This window comes from Frigidibacter albus (genome assembly GCF_009908165.1).
In the GTDB taxonomy this organism is placed as follows: Bacteria; Pseudomonadota; Alphaproteobacteria; order Rhodobacterales; family Rhodobacteraceae; genus Frigidibacter; species Frigidibacter albus.
Genome location: NZ_JAAAUC010000019.1, coordinates 1 through 21659, shown reverse-complemented (window position 1 = coordinate 21659; position 21659 = coordinate 1). Strand labels below are relative to the sequence as shown.

Annotated in this window: 20 protein-coding genes; 17 read left to right on the top strand and 3 right to left on the bottom strand. The window is 68.2% G+C overall.

The window, feature by feature from the left end:
• Nucleotides 1-235: 235 nt before the first annotated feature.
• The 9 genes from GVY41_RS19185 (at nucleotide 236) to GVY41_RS19145 (ending at nucleotide 9662) form a co-directional block, all read left to right on the top strand.
• Complete coding sequence (locus tag GVY41_RS19185) at nucleotides 236-1771, top strand: ABC transporter substrate-binding protein (RefSeq protein ID WP_161348580.1); 1536 nt, start codon at nucleotides 236-238, stop codon at nucleotides 1769-1771.
• A gap of 22 nt (nucleotides 1772-1793) precedes the next feature.
• On the top strand, nucleotides 1794-2801 hold the full coding sequence (locus GVY41_RS19180; RefSeq protein WP_161348579.1) for an ABC transporter permease: 1008 nt from the start codon (nucleotides 1794-1796) through the stop codon (nucleotides 2799-2801).
• Nucleotides 2798-3709: an ABC transporter permease gene (locus tag GVY41_RS19175; protein ID WP_202456138.1), complete on the top strand. Its 912-nt coding sequence runs from the start codon at nucleotides 2798-2800 to the stop codon at nucleotides 3707-3709. The genes GVY41_RS19180 and GVY41_RS19175 overlap by 4 nt, the downstream gene beginning before the upstream one ends.
• Nucleotides 3706-4701, top strand: coding sequence for an ABC transporter ATP-binding protein (locus GVY41_RS19170; protein ID WP_161348578.1), 996 nt, complete (start codon nucleotides 3706-3708; stop codon nucleotides 4699-4701). The genes GVY41_RS19175 and GVY41_RS19170 overlap by 4 nt, the downstream gene beginning before the upstream one ends.
• Nucleotides 4698-5711, top strand: coding sequence for an ABC transporter ATP-binding protein (locus GVY41_RS19165; protein WP_161348577.1), 1014 nt, complete (start codon nucleotides 4698-4700; stop codon nucleotides 5709-5711). Before GVY41_RS19170 ends, GVY41_RS19165 begins: the two co-directional genes overlap by 4 nt.
• Entirely contained in the window at nucleotides 5708-6772 is a 1065-nt protein-coding gene (locus GVY41_RS19160; protein WP_161348576.1) for a C45 family autoproteolytic acyltransferase/hydrolase, read from the top strand. Before GVY41_RS19165 ends, GVY41_RS19160 begins: the two co-directional genes overlap by 4 nt.
• Before the next feature lie 24 nt (nucleotides 6773-6796).
• Nucleotides 6797-7774 (top strand): sigma-54 interaction domain-containing protein, encoded by a 978-nt coding sequence (locus GVY41_RS19155; RefSeq protein WP_161348575.1) that lies wholly within the window; start codon nucleotides 6797-6799, stop codon nucleotides 7772-7774.
• A 188-nt stretch (nucleotides 7775-7962) separates the two neighbouring features.
• Nucleotides 7963-9333: an acyclic terpene utilization AtuA family protein gene (locus tag GVY41_RS19150; protein WP_161348574.1), complete on the top strand. Its 1371-nt coding sequence runs from the start codon at nucleotides 7963-7965 to the stop codon at nucleotides 9331-9333.
• Complete coding sequence (locus GVY41_RS19145) at nucleotides 9330-9662, top strand: DUF4387 domain-containing protein (RefSeq protein WP_202456137.1); 333 nt, start codon at nucleotides 9330-9332, stop codon at nucleotides 9660-9662. Before GVY41_RS19150 ends, GVY41_RS19145 begins: the two co-directional genes overlap by 4 nt.
• A 36-nt stretch (nucleotides 9663-9698) precedes the next feature.
• On the opposite strand, the gene GVY41_RS19140 is transcribed toward GVY41_RS19145, so the two are convergent.
• The 3 genes from GVY41_RS19140 to GVY41_RS19130 all read right to left on the bottom strand — a co-directional run bounded on the left by GVY41_RS19140 (nucleotide 9699) and on the right by GVY41_RS19130 (nucleotide 12700).
• Nucleotides 9699-10007, bottom strand: a complete 309-nt coding sequence (locus GVY41_RS19140) for a hypothetical protein (RefSeq protein WP_161348573.1) — start codon at nucleotides 10005-10007, stop codon at nucleotides 9699-9701.
• 669 nt (nucleotides 10008-10676) lie between these two features.
• Nucleotides 10677-12044: an ATP-binding protein gene (locus GVY41_RS19135; RefSeq protein WP_161348572.1), complete on the bottom strand. Its 1368-nt coding sequence runs from the start codon at nucleotides 12042-12044 to the stop codon at nucleotides 10677-10679.
• Nucleotides 12041-12700, bottom strand: coding sequence for a response regulator (locus GVY41_RS19130; RefSeq protein WP_161348571.1), 660 nt, complete (start codon nucleotides 12698-12700; stop codon nucleotides 12041-12043). The genes GVY41_RS19135 and GVY41_RS19130 overlap by 4 nt, the downstream gene beginning before the upstream one ends.
• Before the next feature lie 144 nt (nucleotides 12701-12844).
• Between GVY41_RS19130 and GVY41_RS19125 the strand changes: the two genes are divergently transcribed.
• From GVY41_RS19125 to GVY41_RS19090, 8 genes are all read left to right on the top strand, one after another.
• Nucleotides 12845-13156, top strand: coding sequence for a PepSY domain-containing protein (locus GVY41_RS19125; protein ID WP_161348570.1), 312 nt, complete (start codon nucleotides 12845-12847; stop codon nucleotides 13154-13156).
• Nucleotides 13149-14483 carry a ferredoxin reductase family protein gene (locus GVY41_RS19120; protein WP_229726116.1) on the top strand — a complete coding sequence of 445 codons (1335 nt, stop codon included), beginning with the start codon at nucleotides 13149-13151 and terminating at the stop codon, nucleotides 14481-14483. Before GVY41_RS19125 ends, GVY41_RS19120 begins: the two co-directional genes overlap by 8 nt.
• Before the next feature lie 141 nt (nucleotides 14484-14624).
• The gene (locus GVY41_RS20220) at nucleotides 14625-15014 is read left to right on the top strand and encodes a hypothetical protein (RefSeq protein ID WP_188816078.1); all 390 of its coding nucleotides are present in this window, start codon (nucleotides 14625-14627) and stop codon (nucleotides 15012-15014) included.
• Nucleotides 15015-15084: 70 nt separating this feature from the next.
• The gene (locus tag GVY41_RS19110) at nucleotides 15085-15555 is read left to right on the top strand and encodes a DUF2271 domain-containing protein (protein WP_161348568.1); all 471 of its coding nucleotides are present in this window, start codon (nucleotides 15085-15087) and stop codon (nucleotides 15553-15555) included.
• 11 nt (nucleotides 15556-15566) lie between these two features.
• Nucleotides 15567-17771 (top strand): PepSY domain-containing protein, encoded by a 2205-nt coding sequence (locus GVY41_RS19105; RefSeq protein WP_161348567.1) that lies wholly within the window; start codon nucleotides 15567-15569, stop codon nucleotides 17769-17771.
• Complete coding sequence (locus GVY41_RS19100) at nucleotides 17752-18735, top strand: FAD:protein FMN transferase (protein WP_161348566.1); 984 nt, start codon at nucleotides 17752-17754, stop codon at nucleotides 18733-18735. The genes GVY41_RS19105 and GVY41_RS19100 overlap by 20 nt, the downstream gene beginning before the upstream one ends.
• Nucleotides 18719-20620: a heavy metal translocating P-type ATPase gene (locus GVY41_RS19095; protein ID WP_161348565.1), complete on the top strand. Its 1902-nt coding sequence runs from the start codon at nucleotides 18719-18721 to the stop codon at nucleotides 20618-20620. Before GVY41_RS19100 ends, GVY41_RS19095 begins: the two co-directional genes overlap by 17 nt.
• Before the next feature lie 16 nt (nucleotides 20621-20636).
• Nucleotides 20637-21338 carry a VIT1/CCC1 transporter family protein gene (locus GVY41_RS19090; protein WP_066816798.1) on the top strand — a complete coding sequence of 234 codons (702 nt, stop codon included), beginning with the start codon at nucleotides 20637-20639 and terminating at the stop codon, nucleotides 21336-21338.
• Nucleotides 21339-21659: the final 321 nt, after the last annotated feature.

Genomic DNA, 21659 nt, shown 5'->3' with positions numbered 1-21659 from the left:
AATCGGGCCGCGGTGCGGTGCGGGGCGCGCAGGCCGCGCATATTGCGTGAAATCTGCGCGGCGGCGCTTGCTCTGCCGGACAGCGAGGGGCAGGTCTGGCGTAATCCCTTGCGAACGGGGCCAAAAATGCGTGGGCGCGCCGCAGGCCGTGGCTGGCACGATTTCAGCATAAGTCAGGTTGTCCGCTTCAACGAGACACAGGCGCGCAGAGCGTGCACCAATAGGGAGACTACGGATGACAAGACTTCACCGAATTGCCCTGGCATCGACGGTTGCGCTTTGTGCCGCGATGCCGGTCGCCGAGGCCAAGGACCTGACCGTCGGCTTCACGCTCGACGCCGATACCCTCGATCCGGCCAACCACCGCAAACGCGAGACCGAGACGATCATCCGCAACCTGTATGACGGCATCGTCACCCGAGATGCCAACATGCAGGTGGTGCCGGAGATCGCGGAATCGATGACCCAGGTCTCGCCCACCGAATACGACTTCAAGATCCGTGAAGGCATCAAGTTCCACGATGGCACCGAGATGACGGCAGAGGACGTGAAGTTCTCGCTCGACCGGATCACGGTCGATGGCGCGATGGGCGACGGGCAAACCAGCCCGCGGCAGGGGCTGATGGGGCCGGTTGACAAGGTCGAGGTGATCGACGGGACCACGGTGCGCATCACGCTCAAGGAACCCTGGCCGATCCTGCCCGCGATGCTGCCGAACCAGCAGATTGTGTCGAAGGCGTTCGTGGAACGGGTCGGCACGGCCGGGCTGGCGACCGAGGTAAACGGCACCGGCCCGTTCAAGCTGGTCGAGTGGCGCAAGGGCGATGCGATCATCATGGAGCGTTTCGACGATTACTATGGCGGCGCAACCGACATCGCGCCGGTGGGCCCGGCCTGCGTGGACCGGGTGATCTTCAAGGTCATCCCCGAAAGCGCCTCGCGCGTTGCGGCGCTGCTGGCCGGGGACGTCGATATCATCAACGACCTGCCGGCGTTTTCGGTAGCGCAGGTGAAGAACGCTCCGGATACCGATGTGCTGACGGTGAACGGCACCCGTAGCTTCTTCATCGCGATGAACATGGAGGGCGAGATCTTCGATGATCCCAAGGTGCGCCAGGCCGCGGCCCATGCCATCGACAAGCAGCTGATCATCGACAAGATCCTTGCCGGCAACGCGGCCTCGATCGACGGCATCCTGTCGCCCGACGCCTTCGGCGCCAGCGAGCTGCCGGCCTATGAGTATGATCCGGAAAAGGCCGCGGCGCTGCTGGCCGAGGCAGGCTTCCCCGATGGCATCGACGTGACGATGGATGTGGAGGGCGCGTTTAAGGACACCGCCGAGGCGGTCGCCTCGCTGCTGACCAAGGCCGGCATCCGCACCCGGGTTGCGGTGGGCGAAAGCGCACAGCTGACCGAGAAGTGGCGCACCGAGGGCGAGCCGAAGTCGGGCGACATGTACTTCACCAGCTGGGGGAACGGCTCGCTGGACCCGTTCGACATCTTCACCCCGACCCATCGCAGCCATGACCGGGGCAACTCGGCCGGCTATGCCAACCCCGAGCTGGACAAGATCCTCGATGCCGCCGCCGTCGAGATGGACGCCGAGGCGCGCGCGGCGATGTACCGCGAGGCAGAGCTGATCGTGAACGCTGACGCCCCCTACGTCTATCTCTGGGTGCCGCAGGACATCTACGGCGTGTCAAAGCGCCTGTCGGGCTGGACGCCGAGCGCCGACAGCCGCATCAACCTGCATGACGCCTGCGTCGAATGATCTGTAGCCGGGGGGAACGGACATGAGCCTAGGCAAGCTCTTAGAGCGTATCTTGCAACTCTTGCCCGTTCTGCTGGGTGTCAGCCTCATCGTCTTTGCGATGATGGCGCTGACGCCCGGCGACCCGGTGCAGATCATGATCGGCGACCAGTCGGTCACGCCCGAACAGGAAGCGGCCTTGCGCCGCGACCTGGGGCTGGACCGGCCGATCCACGAACGGTTCTTCCTGTTCGTCACCGACGCGGTGCGGGGGGACTTCGGCGAAAGCTTCTATCACCGGCGCCCGGTGGCCGACGTGATCGCCGAGCGCCTGCCTGCAACGATCGAGCTGAGCCTTGTGGCGCTGATCGTGGCGCTGGCGACCGCGATCCCGCTGGGAGTGCTGGCTGCGATCCGCAAGAACTCGGTGCTGGACCGGCTTGCCACCGTCGGCTCGCTTCTGGGGGTGTCGCTGCCGGGGTTCTGGTTCGGCATCTTGCTGATGATGCTGTTCGCGGTGCATCTGCAGATCCTGCCGGTCTCGGGCCGCATCGGCTATTCCAGCGAGATCGTCCCCATCACCGGCTTCCTGCTGGTCGACACGCTGCTGCGCGGCAACCTGTCCGCCTTCTGGGACGCGCTGTCGCACATCATCCTGCCGGCCATCACCTTGGGCCTGCCGATGACCGCGATCCTGATGCGGGTCACCCGCACCTCGATGCTGGAGGTTCTGCGGCAGGACTACGTCACCTTCGCCGAGGCCAAGGGCCTGTCGCGGCGCCGGGTGCTGTTCCGCCACGCGCTGAAAAACGCGCTCATCCCGACGGTTTCGGTCGCCGCCATCGAAACCGGCAGCCTGCTGGGGGGCAACATGATTGTGGAAACCGTGTTCGGCTGGCCCGGCCTTGGCCGTCTGGTCGTCGAGAGCATCTTCTTGCGCAACTATCCCCTGGTTCAGGCCGCGGTGCTGTTCTACGCCGTCACCTATGTTCTGCTGAACTTCGCGGCGGACCTGCTCTACACCGCCCTCAACCCGCGGGTGAAATTGTGAGCGCCCCGCCCGCCCCCGCCCTGCTGGTGCCAGAGGCGCCGCAGAAGGCCGAGTCCATCTTCCACCGCAACCTTGCCACCTTCGCCGCCAACCGGCTGGCGATGGCCAGCGCGGTGGTGGTGGTGCTCTTCGTGCTGATGGCCGTCCTTGCGCCCTTCGTCGCGCCGCACGACCCGAACGAGACCGACCTTTTCCGCCGGATGCAGCCGCCCGCCTGGCTGCCCGGCGGCGAATGGTCCTATGCTCTTGGCTGCGACGCCCTGGGACGGGACATCCTGTCGCGGATCATCTACGGCGCCCGCATCTCCATCTTCATCGGAACGGCGGTGATCCTGGTCGCCACCAGCATCGGCATCCTTGCCGGGCTTGCCTCGGGCTACCTGCGCGGCTGGGTCGATGTGGTGATCTCGCGCATCGTCGATATCCTGCTGGGCTTTCCCTACCTAATCTTTGCCATCGGGCTGATGGCGATGATGGGCCCCGGCCTGTGGAACATCATCCTGGCGCTGGCCTACAAGGAGTGGGTCATCCCCTGCCGCGTGGTGCGGGGCGAAACGCTGGTCACGCGCGAGCTGGAATATGTCGAGGCGGCGCGCGCCCTCGGTGCCTCGCGCTGGCATATCATGCTGCGGGAGATCCTGCCCAACATCCTGTCGCCGGTGATCGTGGTGTCCACGATCCGCATGGCGCATGTGATCATCCTCGAAGCCTCGCTGTCGTTCCTCGGCCTCGGGGTGCAGCCGCCAACCGCGTCCTGGGGATCGATGGTCGCGGATGGCCGCGCCTTCATCCTCGAGGCGTGGTGGGTCTCCACCTTCCCGGGCCTTGCCATCCTGCTGCTGGTGCTGGCCATCAATGTCGCGAGCCAAGGGCTGCGGGACGCCTTCGACCCGAGGTTCCAGGAATGAGCGCGCCCCTTCTTGATGTGCGCGGTCTGCGCACCGTGTTCGAAACCCGCGCCGGCACCGTCTGCGCCGTGGACGGGGTCGATGTCAGCGTCCATCGCGGCGAATGCCTTGGCATCGTCGGCGAAAGCGGATCGGGCAAGAGCGTCACCTTTGCGTCGGTCATGGGCCTGGTGAAATCCCCCGGCCGGATCGAGGCAGGCACTATCTTGCTGGACGGCTGCGACCTGCGGGGATTGACCCCCAAGCAGATGCGCGCTGTCCGCGGCAAGGACATCGCCATGACGATGCAGGACGCGCTGACCGCCCTCAATCCGGCGCTGACCGTCGGCGAGCAGATCGCCGAGGTCTTCGACGCGCATGACTACACGCTGCCCCGCCGCGGATCCGCCCGGGCGCGCGCCATCCGCGACAAGTCGGCCGAGATGCTGGGGCTGGTCGGCATTCCCTCGGCCGAAAGCCGGCTGCGGCAATATCCGCACGAGTTTTCGGGCGGGATGCGGCAGCGGATCATGATCGCCATCGCGCTGGCCTGCCGGCCCAAGCTGCTGATCGCCGATGAGCCGACCACCGCGCTTGACGTGACGATTCAGGCTCAGGTGCTGGAGCTGATCACCGAGATCCGCGCCCGGCTGGGGATGAGTGTGGTGCTGATCACCCATGACCTTGGCGTCGTGGCCGAACATTGTGACCGGGTGATGGTGATGTATGCCGGTCAGGTCATCGAGGAAGGCCCAACGGCCGAGGTGATCGCGCAGCCGCAACATCCCTATACCCGCGGCCTGCTGGCCTCGATCCCGCGCCCGGCGCTGCGGGGCCAGCCCATCCGGCCGATCGAGGGCCAGGTGCCCGACCTGATCGGCCTGCCGCCGCAATGCCGGTTCTACTCGCGCTGCCCGCTGCACCGCGACGCCTGCCTTGCGCCTGTGGCGATGCGGTCCGCCGGCCCGAACCGGCGTGTCCGCTGCATCCTGAGCGGGGAGCCCGTGGAATGAAGACGCTTCTGAAGGTCGAGTCCCTTTCAAAGCATTATGAGGGCCGCCGCGGCCTGGTCGGCCGGCTGACAGGCGCGCCGCATACCGTGGTGCGGGCCGTCAACGATGTCAGCTTTTCGGTAGAACGGGGCGAGATCCTTGGCCTGATCGGCGAAAGCGGTTGCGGCAAGTCCACCCTTGGCCGCGCCATCCTGCGGCTGCACGAACCCACCGCCGGGCGTGTTATGTTTGATAGCAAGGAGGTCACCGCCCTTGACGCCCCGGCGCTCAAGGCGCTGCGGCGGCGGATGCAGATCATCTTCCAGGACCCCTATGCCAGCCTCAACCCCCGCAGGACGGTGGCGCAGATCGTCGGCCTGCCGCTGCGGCTTCACGGGCTCGCCAGCTCTGAAGCCGAGGCGCGCGCCATCACCGCCCGCATCTGCGAGAGGGTGGGCCTGAAGGCGAACCAGCTTGACCGGTATCCCCACCAGTTCTCGGGCGGTCAGCGGCAGCGGATCGGCATTGCCCGGGCGCTGGTGTCCAACCCCGAGTTCATCGTCTGCGACGAGCCGGTGTCGGCACTCGACGTCTCGATCCAGGCGCAGATCATCGCCCTGCTGCTGGAGCTGAAGCGCGAGATGGGGCTGACCTATCTGTTCATCAGCCATGACATCTCGGTCATCGGTTATCTGGCCGACCGGGTGGCGGTGATGTATCTGGGCGAGATCGTGGAGATGGGGCCGGTCGAGGCGATCCTGGCCCGCCCGCGCCATCCCTATACCCAAAGCCTGATGTCGGCCGTGCCCAAGGTCGAGGCAAGCGGGCGCCGGGCGCGGATCCGCCTGACCGGCGATCTGCCTTCGCCGCTGCATCCCCCCGCGGGCTGCAAGTTCCACACCCGCTGCCCGCTGGCGCTCGACATCTGCCGCAGCACCGCGCCGCTGCGCGAGACGGTCGGCGAGGGCCATATCGCGGCCTGTCACCGGCTGGGCGAGGACATCTCATTGCTGGAGGACGGCGCCGCATGACCGGCTTCATCGAACTGGCCCTCAGCGGTACGGCGCGTGACCGCGGGGTGCAGCAGGCGGGGGCTGCCTCGGCAGAGGCCGTCCGTGCCGCCACGCTTGGCCGGGTGGCCAAAGCGCGGGCAGAGGGTGTCATCGACAGCAATGCGCTGGCCTATGTCGCGGCGCAGCACGCCTTTCACGCGGCAGTGGAGCCCGAGGGGATGGCCGAACTGGAGGGCATCGCCGCCGGCTTCGGCCTGGATGCGGCGGAACTGTTCCTGCACCTGCATCTTGGTACGCTGCGCGATCTGAAAGGCGGTGGCCGGATCGAGGATGGGTGCAGTGCCTGGGCTGTTGCAGACGGCCCCTCGGGACCGCTGGTGGTGAAGAACCGCGATCTGTCTGGGCCGCAACTTGGCGTGCAGACGGTCGCGCGCCATGTCGGCCCCGATGTGGAAACCGGCGCGATGATCTGCCTTGGCAGCCTTGGCAGCCCCGGCGCCTATTCCAGCGGCATGAACGCCCGCGGCTTTGCGCTGGCCGATACCCAGGTTCCGGTGCGGCATCACCGCGTGGGTTGGCTGCGTTATTTCCTGATGACCCGCCTGCTGGCCCGCTGCGCGACCGTTGCCGAGGCGCTGGCCATGATCCGCGCGGTCCCCCATGCCGGGGGCGGTACGCTGGTGATGGCCGATGCAGGCGGCGCGGTGGCGGCAGTCGAGCTTGGCGCGGCGGGGCCGCAGATTGCGACGGCGAGCCCGGTCTGGCGCACCAACCATTTTGTCAGCCCGGCGCTGGCAGCCGATACGCTGCGTCCCGAGGGCGACTGCCTCGCCGGAAACTCGCAGCAGCGCTTTGAACATCTTGGCGCAACGCTGCCGGGACGCGCCTGGTCCGTTGCCTGTGCGCAGGCGCTGATGGCCACGCATCCCGAGGACGGCGCGCCGATCTGCCAGCACGGGCAGGATGACGGCAGCTGCACCATCGCCTCTGTCGTCTATTCCTGTCGGGCACCGGGGCTGCTAGCCTGCGCCGGTAATCCCTGCAAAGGCATCTGGCGCTCTTTCCCGCTGGCCGAGTAAGGCGGGGCGGCAATGGGCGCAGCAATGGCAGACTACAAGCACGAACTTGTCGGCGACCATGCCAGCATCCTGTCGCTGCGCCGGCTGATAGACCGCGTCGCGGCCAGCCCGGCGCGGACCGTGTTGATCTACGGCGAAACCGGCACCGGCAAGGGGCTGGTGGCGCGGATGATCCACCGCGCTTCCGCGCGCGCGGCACGCGAATTCATGGACATCAACTGTGCCGCGATCCCGACCAGCCTGATGGAGTCAGAGCTGTTCGGCCATGAAAAGGGCGCCTTCACCGGCGCGGTGGACCGCAAGGTCGGACTGGTGGAGGCGGCAAACCAGGGCTCCATCTTCCTGGACGAGATCCGCGAGATGGACCTGACCCTTCAGGCCAAGCTGCTCAGCCTGCTCGATACCCAGCAGTTTCGCAGGGTGGGCGCCGTCAAGGCCACCTCGGTCGATGTGCGCTTCATCGCGGCGACGAACAAGGTGCTGCTGTCCGAGGTGGCGGCGGGGAAGTTCCGCGAGGATCTTTACTACCGGCTGCAGGTCGTGGCGCTGAACATCCCGGCGCTGCGCGAGCGCGGCAGCGACGTGCTGACCCTGGTGCGCCATTTCATCGGCCGCTACAACGCGCTCTATCACCGGAACATCAAGGGCCTCGATCCCGAGGCCGAGCGGATCTTCCTGGCCTATCCCTGGCCGGGCAATGTCCGCGAGCTCGAGAACCTGCTGGAGCGGATCTTCATCCTGGAAGATGATGACGTGATCCTTCCCCAGCACCTGCCGGACCGGATCTTGCGCACGGTGCGGTCCGGGCTGGCCGCAGTGCCGCCTGCGCCCGCGCATATCGACAGCGGCTTCCATGTGCTGACCGAGGCCTATCAGCGCCGGCTGATCGAAACCGCGCTGGAGCGTGCGCAGGGCAATGCCCAGGGCGCTGCGGACATGCTCAAGCTCAGCCGCCACGCCCTGCGCCATCAGATGATCAAGCTTGGCTTCGCGCGCAGCTGACGCCGCAGCCCTTCCCTCCCTCCTCCTCGCGTGAACCGCCCCCCGCTGCGTGTCTTTTCCGCGCGGGCCCTGCTGGTTCCTGATGGCCCGAGATTATCCGCCCGTGATTTCAGGGCTTTGGCGGCCGACGTTGAGACGGCACGAAACCTGCATAAGAACCCTCAGCAGGACATCACAACGAGGCAATCATGGCGTCGCTCAAGATCATCTGTCCGAACGGGCATCTCGGATTTGCACCTCTCAAGACCGGAAGTTTCCATCTGGGGGTGGCGGCCAGGCCGGACTTCATCGCCGCCGATTCCGGCAGCGACGATATTGGCCCGGTGCCGCTGGGGCACGATACCTGCGCCAGCCCGAAGGCCTGGCAGGAACATGACCTGGAGGAAATGCTGCTGGCCGCGCGCAAGATCGGCGTGCCGATGATAATCGGCTCGGCGGGCGATACCGGCACCAACAGCCGGGTGGACATGTATGTGCAGATCATCCGTGACCTCGCCGCGAAGCATGATCTGCCGCCCTTCCGCATCGGCTGGTTCTACTCCGAGGTCAGCCATGACTATGTCCGTGCCAAGATCCGCGGCGGCTCGGCGATCACCGGGCTCGATGCGCGCGAAGATCTGACCGAGGAAGAGCTCGATGCCACCTCGCGCATCGTAGCGATGGCCGGGGTGCACCCGTTCCGCAAGCTGCTGGAGGAAGGGTGCGACGTGATCATCGGCGGGCGGTCTTCGGACAGCGCCATCTTTGCGGCGGCGGCCTTGCACAAGGGCTACCCCGAGGCGCAGAGCTACTACCTTGGCAAGGTGCTGGAATGTGCGTCCTTCTGTGCCGAGCCTTACGGCGCCAAGGAAACCGTGCTGGGGGAGATCACCGCCAAGCATGTCGAGGTGACTGCGATGGCCCCGGAGCAGCGCTGTACCGTCGCCTCGGTCGCGGGGCACGCGATGTACGAACGCTCCAACCCGTTCCATGAATACGTGGCCGGCGGGCTGCTGGACATGACCCATTGCCACTACGATCAGGTCAGCGAAAAGACCACCCGCGTCACCGGGATGGAATTCGTTCCGGCCCCGCAGTTCCGGGTCAAGCTGGAAGGCTCTGGCAAGGTGGGCGAGCGCTTTGTCGGCATGGCCGGGATCCGCGATCCTTATACCATCGCCAATGTGGATGCGGTGATCGACTGGGCGCGCCAGCAGACGGTGGACCGCTTCGGCCCGGACGGGTGGGAGCTGCACTATTCGGTCTTTGGCCGCAACGGCGTGATGGGCGACATGGAGCCGCTACGGGACAAGCCGGGGCATGAGCTGTGCATCGTGGTGCAGGGTGTCGCCCCGACCCGTGAAATGGCCGAAGAGGTGACGATGACCGGCACCCGCCAGTTGTTCTACGCCCGCCTGCCCGATGTGAAGGGCACCGCCGGCGGCGTTTCCTTCGTGCTCGACGAAGTCCTAGCCGCCAGCCCAGCCTATCGCTGGACGCTCAATCACACGATGGCGGTGGATGATCCGCTGGAACTGTTCCCCACCCATACGGCCATGGTCGGCCGGGAAGGCGCATGATGAATACCCGCAAACCTCTGTCCGAGTTGGCCAAGACCATCCGCTCTAAGAATGCCGGGACCGACAAGATCACCTTCGACGTGATCTTCCGCGAACGCGACACCTATGAGCTGGTGAAGCGGTCCAAGGCGCTGACGCCGCGGTCGGTCTGCGAAATCTTAAACATCGACGAGTCCCGCCTGACCGACTTCGTCGAATACGATCCGGCTTATGCGATCAAGTTCACCATCCTGCGGCTGCGCCCCTCAGGCAGCGCCGGGGATGCCGATATCTTCGGTGCCCAGCAATACGCGCCGTTTCTGGATGTCGAGGTCGACATGACGGCGTAATGGAATCCCGTCCGGCGAGGTCTGGCCGCCAATGTCTCAAGGAGCCGCCAGCCCCGCATCGACCAGCCCCGCGTCCGCCAGCTGCTCTGCATCCGTCAGATCGCGCAGGCTCTCCATCTGAAGGTGGCAAGGCCCGCCTTGATTGGTGACGAACGTATACGGCGCGCCGCGGCGGGGTTCGCGGAGACCGGTGGCGATGAGACTCGGGTTCGGCAGGCGGCCGATCAGTCGCGGCAGATCTCCTTGCTGGAGATCTGCTTCGGCCTGGCGCGGCTGATCAGCTAATGCCAACCAATGACAGGCAAAACCGCAGCGTAGAAGGCGGCCAGCGTCTGCCAGCCGCATCCGCGGCGGCCCCGATTGCCGGGGCCTAACAGAGCGCTGACTTGCCTGAACGGCGTTCTTTGCATCGCGCCAAGGTTGGCGCTGGATGCCGGGACTTGTGGCCTTCCGATCGGCCTGGTGTCACCTCGCGGCCTCATGCTGCCAGCAGTCGAGCGAGGTTGCGGGCCCCCATCGTCAGGGTGAGCTGCGCGCCCACCCGTTCAATGCCCGCAGCCTCCGTCGCCGCTGCCGGGGCTATGGTTTACGTCAACACGGTTGTTCTGGTGCAGGCCCGGTTAGGCCTGGACGACGAAGCCGTGGCATTGGCCTTATGGTCGACATCATTCCCATGCCTACGTGATCGATGATCTGCACCGCAGGTGGCCGAAGGCGGCCTGACCACACTTCTGCAGAGAGGACACGTGACCCAGGCAGGGCCTGACCTCTCGGGGCGGTAAATTGGCAGGAGTCCCGGACATCGCATCCCGTTCGAAAGCCCTTGTCGCAAGGACTAAAACACCGAGCACCCCTCCTCGCCGTCGCGAATGCCCTGTGCGGAAGCCAAGAATATGGACGCCGTCGGCGCGTTGACCGACTTCCTGAAACGCGATCATTTGCCCTGCATCGCTGGTCGGGCATGACGCCACCACAGGCTGGCACTGGTTGCTGTCCTGCGCTTCGCGCTGTTGCTCAGCGTGCGGAAATACCTGACTGCGTGGCAACGGTGGCATCGCCTACCGGCAACCTGACGGACGCCTCGAACCCCGACAAGGCGCCGGGGCGCGGGGATCGCAGCGCCAACGGGCTGTCGATGCGGTCCGCGATGGCGGCGACAATGGCGAGGCCGAGCCCGCTGCCATCGGTGCGGGCATCCGCGCGCTCGAAGCGGGCGGTCAGGCGGATCAGGGTCTCGGGCGACAGGACCGGCCCGTCATTGGCGACCATCAGCTGCCCGCCCGGCGTCAGCGTCACCTCCACCGGTTCGGCCCTGGCGCCGTGCCGCACCGCGTTCTCCACGAGGTTGCGGCACAGGATGCCGAAGGCGTCGGGGTCGATGTCCGACATCACCGGCTGCGGCGGCAGTGTCAGCACGATGCGGCCGGGCGCGCAGGTGCGGGCGATATCCTCCACCACCATGCGCGCGACGGGGCGCAGGTCGGCGCTGTGGTCCAGCCGCAACTGGCCGCCCTCGGCCCGGGCAAGCTGCATCAGGCGTTCGGACAGCCGGGTGAGCCGCTTGAGCGTGGCCTCGATCTCGGCCGCGCGGGCGGCGGCAGCGGGGTCGCGGGTTTCGGTTTGCAGGCGCTGCGCCTGCGCGATGGCCCCGGCCAGCGGCGTGCGCAGCTCATGCGCGGCGTTTGCGGCAAAGCTGCGTTCCGCCTCGAAGGTGGCCTTCAGCCGGGCCAGCAAGCCGTTCAGGGTGACGGCAACCGGCGCAATCTCGGACGGGATGCCCTCGCCGGGAACGGGCGAGAGGTCGCGGGCGGTGCGCGCCTCCAGCTGGCCGCAAAAGCGCCTGAGCGGGGCAAGGCTCGCGCGGACGGCCAGCACGATGCACAGCAGCGCCAGCGGCACCACCACCAGCAACGGCAGGCCAAGGCCCATCTGGATTTCGCGCGCGACGTCGGCACGGTGGTCAAGCGGCTCGGCAACCGTGATGCGGATGGTTCCCTGCAAAGCCTCATCGCTGAACAGCCGGTGGGTCGCGGTCTGCCGGAAGCCGGGTCCGTCATGGGCCGGGAACACCGCGGGGTCGGCGGCGTGGGATTGCAGCAGGATCCGCCCCTCGGCATCGCGCACGATATAGGTGAAGAACTCGTCATGCGTGCGGATCGCGGCAAGGCGCTGCGTCACGCCATCCTCCTCGCGCCCGACGATATCGACAACGGCCAGCGGCAGCAGCCGCTGCGCGGTCTCCTGCAGGGCGGAATCGAAGACCTCGTCCATCTCGTGCCGCAGCAGCAGCGCGGTGACAGAGGCGGCGGCGATCCAAAGAACCGTCAGCAGCGCCCCCAGCGACAGCGCCAGCCGCGCCTGAAGGCTGCGCGGCAGAGTCATGGTTTCCCCAGCCGATAGCCCATGCCGCGTTCCGTCTCGATCACCGCGCTGCCCAGCTTCTTGCGCAGGCGGCTGACATGCACCTCGATGGTGTTGCTCTCCACCTCGGTGTCGAAGGCATAGAGCTTCTCCTCCAGCTGCGCCTTGGACAGCAGCTGGCCGGGGCGCGACAGGAAGGCCTCGAAGAGGGCCCATTCGCGCGCGGTCAGCGGCACCGGCTTGCCCTGCACCCGGATGCTGCGCGCCGCAAGGTCGATGTCCAGCGGGCCGTGGCTGATGATCGGGTTGGGATTGCCGGAATAGCGCCGGGCGACAGATCCGATGCGGGCCGACAGCTCCGACAGGTCGAACGGCTTCACAAGGTAGTCGTCGGCGCCCGCGTTCAGCCCCTCGATCCGGTCCGACACCTGATCGAGCGCGGTGAGGATGATCACCGGCGTCACGTCGCCCCGCGCACGTAAGGTTTTCAGGAAACCGATGCCGCGGCCATCGGGCAGCATCAGGTCCAGCAGCAGCAGGTCATAGGCGGCCCCCGCCATCGCGTCGCCCGCCGCATCCAGCCGCGTGACCCAGTCCACAGATTGCCCGTCGCCCGCGACCTGGTCGCGCACGGCGGCGCCCAGAACCGTGTCGTCCTCGATTAGCAGGATGCGCATGTCTGGTCCCGTTCCCTCTTGGCTGACCTTTCCTGACTGCCGCGGCTGACGCAAGGCTGACGGCGCGGTGGCCTGCGCTTCAGGCTGCCGTCAGCTTCGCCGCGCATAGGAGTGGCAACGGGCCCGCATCGTGGAGTTTGGCTGATGAAGAAGACATTGACAGTTCTCGGCTTTCTCGCGGTCTTCCCGGCGGGACTGGCGAATGCCGATGACGATTGCTTCGTGCCGATGGCGGATTGGCAGCCGCGGGATGCGGTGGCACGGCTGGCCGAGGAGAACGGCTGGTCGGTGCGCCGGATCAAGATCGACGATGGCTGCTATGAGATCGACGGCACCGATGCCGCCGGGCGCCGGATCGAGGTGACGGTGGATCCTGCGACACTGCAGGTGCTCGAGTTCGAATATGAGGATGACAGGCACCGCCGCCGGGATCGGAGCACGCCGAGCCATGACTGAACGCGCTGAGGTTGCGCCGGGCCTGTCTGTCCCCAGCGTCCCGGCGCTTGGCAGCGCGCTGATCTGGACCGGCCCCGCGCTGGTCGCCCTCCTCTGTTGTGGCACGGCAGCGCTCGGCGTCACAACCTACGCGCCTTACGGGGCCGAGGCCGGCTTCGGGATCGCCGTCGGGGCTGCGGCCGTCGTTGCCATGGCGCAGGCCCTGATCCTTGCCGCGCGCCCCCGGCTGCTGGAGCCGCTGTTCGGCGGGCTCGACCGCATGTACCGGGTGCATAAGTGGCTGGGGATTTCGGCTTTGGCGCTGATGATCCTGCACAGCCAGATCGAGCCCGACTTTGAGCGGGTGGTGCGAGAGACTGATCTGGGCGAGCTGGCGAGCGAGGTGGGTGAGCTTGCGTTCAACGCGCTGCTGGCGCTGATCGCGGTCAGCTGGTTCCGGCGCTTGCCCTTCGTGGGGCTGGAGATCCCCTATCAGGTCTGGCGGTTCAGCCATCGGTTCATGGGCCTGCTGTTCGCCGTCATCGTCTTCCACCAGTTTTTCGTGGACCTGCCCACCGGCGCCGATCCGGCGCTGTCGGTGCTGCTGAACGGCTTTGGCCTCGCTGGCGTGGCCGCCTGGCTGCACACCGAGTTCCTGGCCCCGCGCCTGCGGCGGCGGGAGTTCACCGTCAGCGCGGTCACCGGGCAGGGCGACACCACCGTGGTGACGCTGGCGCCCAAGAGCCGGCCGATGCGCTGGCGGCCGGGGCAGTTCGCGTTCCTCCGCGCGCCCGAGGCGGGGCTGGCCGAGCCGCATCCGTTCACCATCGCCAGCGCCCCGCGCGCCGACGGTTCGCTCAGCATGTCGATCCGGGCGCGGGGCGACTGGACGCGGCGCCTGCCGGGCGCGCTGCACGCAGGGATGGCCGTGCAGCTCGAGGGGCCCTATGGCCGCTTCAACTTCCGCAAGGGCGGCGCGCGACAGGTCTGGCTGGCGGGCGGCGTCGGCATCACCCCGTTCCTGGCCTGGGCCGAGAGCCTGACTGCCGCAGACCGGCGAGACATCCACCTGGTCTATGCGGTGCGCACGCCGGAGGAGGCGGTCGGGCTTGAGACGCTGGCCGCCGCGGCGGCGCGCAACCCGCGCTTCAGCTATCGGGTGGTGGCCTCGGCGCGCGATGGAAGGCTGACGGCCGAGGGGTTGACCCGGTCTGCACCTTTCCCGGTGGGCAAGGCCGACCTGTGGTTCTGCGGCCCGGCGGGCCTGAAGGACGGCATCCTCGCGGGGCTGAAGGCGCAAGGCCAATCCCCGCGGCGGGTGCGGTTCGAGCATTTCGAGTTTGCCTGAGGGCCTTGCTACCCAGACGCCCCGCCCCCCCGGCGGGGCGTTTTTCCTGACGGCAAGCTGAAGCAGGAATCGCCGCGCTGTCAGGAAGCTCTCAGGCCCGGTCCGCAGATTGGCCGCAGCAACCGAACAGGAGTTCCTGCCATGAGAAAGACCCTTGCCCTGCTTGTCGCCTCCACCGCGCTGACCGCGACCCTTGGCTTTGCCGCCTGGAGCGCGACGCGCGGCCCCGCAGACGCCGGCCCGCTGCCCGTTGCCGCGATCTCCCAGGATGGGACACCGGAGCTGCCGTTGATCCTGATCAGCGACGATGACGAGGATAATGACGATGATGACCGCAAAGGCTCGTGGTGGGGCCATGACGATGACGACTGCGACGATGACGATGACGATGACGATGACGATGATGATGATGATGATGATGACGGCGGCTGCCGCGGCGGCGCCCGCAATCCCGCGCCCGCCGGCAGCAAGCTGCCTCCGCAGAATGGCCTCTTCGGTACCGGCGCGCCGCCGCAGGTTCAGGTGAACTGAGCCAAGCCGCGGCGCGGCGGAACCCGCTGCGCCGCGCGTTCGACCCTGACCCAACCCCGGAGATCTCTCGATGAAATCGCTTCTCGCCACCCTCGCGCTGACCACGGCGCTGACCCTTCCCGGCATCGCCGCGGCGCGCCCCGTCACGCTGACCACCACGCTGAGCAGCTATGGCGGCGATGGCGCCTATCTCGCGCTCTACGTCACCGACGCGTCCGGCGCCTATGCCGGCAGCCTGTGGATGGCCGGCGGCAAGTCGAAATATTACGAGCATCTGACCGACTGGTATCGCGCCACCGGCGGCGACACCGCGCAGGTCGATGGCATCACCGGCGCCAGCGTCGGCGCGGGCCGGACGCTGGAGATCACGCTCGACCTGGCCGATGCGCTGTTCGATGCGGGCTACACCCTGCATATCGACGCCGCTGTCGAGGATATGCGCGACAGCCCGAACGAGGTGGCGGTGCCGCTGACGACCTCGGGCGCGGGCACGCCCGTCCAGGGCCGCCGCTATGTCGCCAGTTTCGCCTACGACATGTAAGGGCACAGGCCATGATCCGCGCATTCCACCGCTGGCCGGGTCTTCTGGCACTGGCGCTTGTCACGCTGCTGGCGCTCAGCGGCGCGGCGCTGTCGGTGTTCCCGGCCGCCGGGCGCCTGGCCGCGCCTCAGGCCGAGGCAGGGCTGACCGTGGCCACGCTGGCGGAGCGGATCCTGCCGGTCTACCACGGGGTGGAGCAGATCCGCCGCGCGCCCTCGGGCCAGATCACCGCCTATTGGTTCGATCAGGGCGCGCCCGGTGCGGCCGTGATCGACCCTGCCACGGGGATGGGCGCGGGCTCTGCCGACCCCAACCAGACCGAGCGCTGGCTGACGACCCTGCACCGCTCGCTGTTTCTCGATGACACCGGCCGGCTGGTGATGGCGGCGGGCGCGGCGGCTATGCTGGTGCTGGCCCTGTCTGGCGCGGCGCTGGTGCTGCGGCGCATGGGCGGCTGGCGGCGCTGGTTCGCGCGCCTGCGGGGCCCGCTGGCCGGGCGGCTGCATGTGGAGATTGCGCGGGTTGCGGTGTTCGGGCTGCTGCTGTCCTCGGCCACCGCGCTGTGGATGACGGCCTCGACCTTCGGGCTGCTGCCGGATGGCGCCGCCGCGTTGGCGATGCCCGAGGTGAGCGGCCAGACGGGGGCGGCGTTCGCCCAGATGCCGACGCTGGCGGCGACGCCGGTGGCAGAGCTGCGGGCGCTGAGCTTCCCCTATCCCGGCGACGCGACGGATGTGTTCACGCTGAAGACAGATCAGGGCACCGGCTATCTGGATCAGGGCACCGGCGCGCTGATTGGCTGGGCCGATCTGGGCGCCTGGGAGCGTGTTTCGGAAACCATCTACATGCTGCACACGGGTCAGGGCGCCGTGGCACTTGGGCTGTTGCTGGGGCTGATGGCGCTTGGCGTGCCGGTGATGGGCGCGACGGGCGTGCTGGTCTGGCTGGCAGGGCGGCGCGGGCGGCCCCGGATCCGTGGCAACCAGCCAGCCGGGCGGGCCGAGACCATCCTGCTGGTCGGCAGCGAGGGCGGCAGCACCTGGGGCTTTGCCGCGACGCTGCATGCCGCGCTGACGGCGGCCGGGCAGAGCGTTCATGCCGCGCCGATGTCGGCTTTCGCACCGGAGAGCTATGCGCGGGCCAAGCGCGTCATCGTGCTGGCCGCGACCTATGGGAACGGCGATGCCCCGGCCTCGGCCAAGGGGTTCCTGGACCGGCTGGCGGCACTGGACCGCGCGCCAAAGATGCCGCTGGCGGTGCTGGGGTTCGGCGACCGCAGCTTTGCCGAATACTGCGCCTATGCGCAGGCGGTGGCGACGGCAGCGCAGGCAAAGGGTTGGGCGGAACTGCTGCCCTTGGGCACGGTGGATCGCCAGTCGCCGCAGGACTTTGCCCGTTGGGGCCGCACCCTCGGGGACGTGCTGGGGATCGACCTGCAACTGGCCCACCAGCCAGTTCTGCCCGCGACGCAAACACTCACCCTGATCTCGCGCCGCGACTATGGCGCCGAGGTGCAGGCCCCGACCGCGATCCTGCGCTTTGCCCTGCCGAAGAGGACCCTGTGGCAGCGGCTGACCGGGGCGGGGTTCGCGCGCTTCAATGCCGGCGACCTGATCGGCATCCTGCCCGAAGGCTCGCCGGTGCCGCGCCTCTACTCGCTGGCCTCGGCCCGCGGCGACGGGTTCGTCGAGATCGTGGTGAAGCGGCAGCCGGGCGGCCTGTGCTCCACCCAGCTCACCGCGCTGGAGCCGGGGGATACCGTCACCGCCTTCCTGCGCCGCAATCCGGGGTTCCAGCCGGGCAAGGGCGGCGCGCCGCTGATCCTGATCGGCGCGGGCACCGGCATCGGCCCCTTGGCGGGCTTCGTGCGCGGCAATGCCCGGCACCGGCCGATCCATCTGGTCTTCGGGATGCGGCACCCGGACAGCGATTTCCTCTATGGCGAGGAGATCGCGGGCTGGCAGCGTGACGGCCGGCTGACCCGGCTGGTCACCGCCGTCTCTCGCGGCAAGCGCCCGCTCTACGTGCAGGACGCGCTGCGCGCCGAGGCGGCCGAGGTTGCCGGGCTGATACGGGGCGGCGCGCGCATCATGGTCTGCGGCGGTCGGGGTATGGCAACGGGCGTGGCGGAGGCACTGGCCGAGATCCTGGCGCCGCTGGGGCTGACGCCCGCGGCGCTGAAGGCGGAGGGGCGGTATGTCGAAGATGTTTACTGACCTGCGGCGCCATGCGCTCAACGGCCCGACGATGGGCACCCGCTGGTCGGCGCTGTTCTTCGCACCGCAGGCGTTCAATCCGGCCCCGCTGCGCGCGTCCCTGCAGGCGGCGGTCGATGACGTCGATGCTCAGATGTCCGGCTGGAAGCCCGGCAGCGACCTGATGCGCCTGAACGCGGCGCCGGTGGGGGAATGTGCCGCGGTGCCGGACCGGCTGCGGCGGGTACTGGAGATGGGGTTGCAGATCGGCCGCGCCTCGGGCGGGGCGTTCGACATCGGGATGGGCGATGCGGTGAGGGCCTGGGGCTTCGGGCCGGAGGCTGCCGCGCCGGAGCGGATCCGGGAGGCGATGCGCGCGGGCCGGGTGCCCGCGCATGAGGCGCTGGAGATGGGCGCGGGCCTTGTGCGGAAACAGGCCCCGCTGACGCTCGACCTCAACGGCATCGCCAAGGGCTACGGCGTGGACCGGCTGGCCGAGACGCTGGTTCAGCATGGCCTGCACGCGGGCCTCGTCGGCATCGACGGCGAGATGCGGGCGCTTGGCCTGCGACCGGGCGGCGAGCCCTGGACCGTTGCGGTCGAGGCGCCGGACCCGGAACGCCGCGCGCCCCATTCCATCCTGGCGCTGCAGGACGCGGCCGTGGCGACCTCGGGCGATTACCGGCATTGGGTGGAGGTGCAGGGCCGCCTGTTGTCGCATACGATGGACCCGGCCCGCCGCGCGCCGCTGCTGACGTCGCCCGCCTCGGTGACGGTGGTCCATGCCAGCTGCATGCAGGCGGACGCCTGGGCGACGGCGCTGATGGTCATGGGAAGCTTGGAGGGCGCGGCAATGGCGCGTAAGCAGGGGCTGGACGCGCTGTTCATCGACCGGATCGGCGATGGCTTCCGCGAGACCCGGGTGGGGCGGCTGTTCGAGGCCGGGGATGGAAGCGGGGCAGATGCGGATGACTGCGGTACGTGATCGTCTGAACATCGCCCTGCTGGCGCTGGCGCTGCTGGGGCTTGTGGCGGGCCTTGGCCTTTGGCTCGCCGGGCAGCCGGCGCTGGCGGGGCCGGTCTGGGCGGCGGGCGTCGTGCCGGTGCTGGCGGCGCTGTGCGTGGAGATCCTGCGGAGCCTATGGAAGGGCGAGGTCGGGCTCGACATTGTCGCCGCGCTGTCGATGTCGGCGGCGCTGCTGGTCGGCGAGACGCTGGCGGCGGCGGTGGTCGCGCTGATGTATTCCGGCGGCACCTTCCTGGAAAGCTTCGCGCAAGGCCGGGCGCGGCGCGAGATGAGCGATCTTCTGTCGCGCGTGCCCCGGACCGCGACCCGCCACCGCAACGGCGCGCTGGAGGAAGTGGCGCTGGACGCAATCGCGCCCGGGGACCTGCTGCTGATCCGGCAGGGCGATGTGGCCCCGGTCGATGGCACGGTGGAGAGCGCGGGCGCGATGCTGGACCAGTCGGCGCTGACCGGCGAGTCGATGCCCATGCAGTTTGCGCAGGGGGCGGAGGTGATGAGCGGCTCGGCCAATGCTGGCGAGGCGTTTGACTTGCGCGCCACGCGGGCCGCGGCCGACAGCACCTATGCCGGGATCGTGCGGCTGGTCGAGGCGGCGCAAGCCTCCAAGGCGCCGATGGCCCGGCTGGCGGACCGCTATTCGCTGCTGTTCCTCGCGGTGACGGTCGCGCTGGCGACAGCCGCCTGGTGGTTCACCGGCGATCCGATCCGCGCGGTTGCGGTGCTGGTGGTCGCGACCCCCTGCCCGCTGATCCTGGCGGTGCCGGTGGCCTTGGTGGCCGGGCTGTCGCGGGCGGCGCATTTTGGGGTGCTGATCAAGGGCGCGGGACCGCTGGAGGCGCTGGCGCGGGTGCGGACCCTGATCCTCGACAAGACCGGCACGCTGACCGACGGGCGCCCGCAGATCGTGCGGATCGACCGGCTGGGCGCGCTGCCGCAGGATGAGATCCTGCACTTCGCCGCGGCGCTGGATCAGGCCTCGAAGCACCCGGTCGCGCAGGCCATTGTCGCGGCGGCACGGGAGTGGGGCATCGCCCTGCCGGTGCCGGGAGGCGTGGTGGAAACCGCTGGTGAGGGCGTCGTGGGAACCATCGACGGGCGGCATGTCGTCGTCGGGGGGGCAGGCTTCGTCGCCGCGCAGGCGGGGGTTGCGGTTCCCGAGGCGGCGGTCATTGCCGCAGGGGCGGTGGTGGTGTCGGTCGCGGTGGATGGCAAGCTGGCGGGGCATCTGGTGATGGCGGACGCGCTGCGCGCGGGCAGCGCGGACCTGCTGGCGGGGCTGCGCAAGCTCGGGGTCGCGCGCATCGTGCTGGCCACCGGGGATCGGCGCGCCGTGGCCGAGGCGGTGACGGAAGGGCTTGGGCTCGACGCGGTGCGCGCCGATCTGGCGCCGGGCCAGAAGGTGGCGCTGGTGCTGGCAGAGCGCGCGGGCGGCACGGTGATGATGGTCGGCGACGGCGTCAACGATGCGCCCGCGCTGGCGGCAGCCGATATCGGCGTGGCGATGGGCGCGCGCGGGGCGGCAGCCTCGGCCGAGGCGGCGGATGTGGTGCTGCTGGTCGATCACCTGGACCGGCTGCTGCCGGGCATCGAGATCGCCCAACGCTCCCGCCGCATCGCCATGGAGAGCGTGGTGGCCGGGATCGGCCTGTCGGTGCTGGGGATGATCGCCGCCGCCTTCGGCTACCTGACCCCGGTGCAGGGCGCGCTGCTGCAAGAACTGATCGACGTCGCGGTGATCCTGAACGCGCTGCGGGCGCTGCGGATCCAGCCGGGGCGGACCGCTGCGAGGCCGGACGATGCCGCGTCCGGAGCCCTGCACCGGCCGACATCCACCCCCGCATAACCCGGAAGGCGTCCCGATGAGCAGACTGTCCCATTCCGAAATCCACATGGTTCACCGCATCGGCTGGCTGCGCGCGGCGGTTCTGGGGGCGAATGACGGCCTCGTCTCCACCGCGAGTCTTGTGGTCGGGGTCGCTGCGGCCGGATCCGGGCGGCCCGAGATCCTGATCGCCGGTCTGGCCGGCCTTGTCGCCGGGTCCATGTCGATGGCGGCCGGAGAATATGTCTCGGTCAGCTCGCAGACCGACGCGGAACAGGCCGACATCGCCCGCGAGACCCGCGAGCTGCAGGACGCGCCCGGGGCAGAGCTGGAAGAGCTGACGCAGATCTATGTTGCGCGCGGGCTTGACGAAGCCCTCGCCCGGCAGGTTGCGATCCGGCTGACCGAGACAGACGCGCTTGGCGCCCATGCGCGGGACGAGCTTGGCATTTCGGAGACGGCGACTGCCCATCCAATCCAGGCAGCCATAGTATCGGCGGCGACCTTCGCTGTCGGGGCGGCCATCCCGCTCATCATCGCAGCGCTCGTGCCTGTTGCACAGATCACTCTCATTGTCGCGGCCACGACTCTCTTCGCACTTTCCGTTCTCGGCGGGCTTGGGGCGTCAGTCGGCGGTGCGGGAATCGTCAAGGGCGCGGTCCGCGTTACCTTCTGGGGAGCGCTTGCCATGGCTGCGACCGCAGCAGTGGGTATGCTCTTCGGTGTAACTGTCGGCTAAGTGAGGTGGTGTAAATTGGATGCCATGCCAAACGGATGGCACTGATAGCATCATCTGACAAGTCAGCCTTGGAGCGGTCACTCTCGAGAGATCGCGCGACACTTTGCAGATGGTCCAGGCTTCGACGAACTCGTGCGGAAAATTTAACGACCTCTGAACATTTTCCCGCGTGGAAGTAAGAAAGCCACCCCATGGGGGTGACCTGCCACGGGATTTTTCCTCCAACTGCGATTAGAGTCCGCTCCATGGAGAGGACGGACGATGAAGCGAACGATACGAACCGAAGAGCAGATCATCGGCATTTTGCAGGAGCATGAGGCC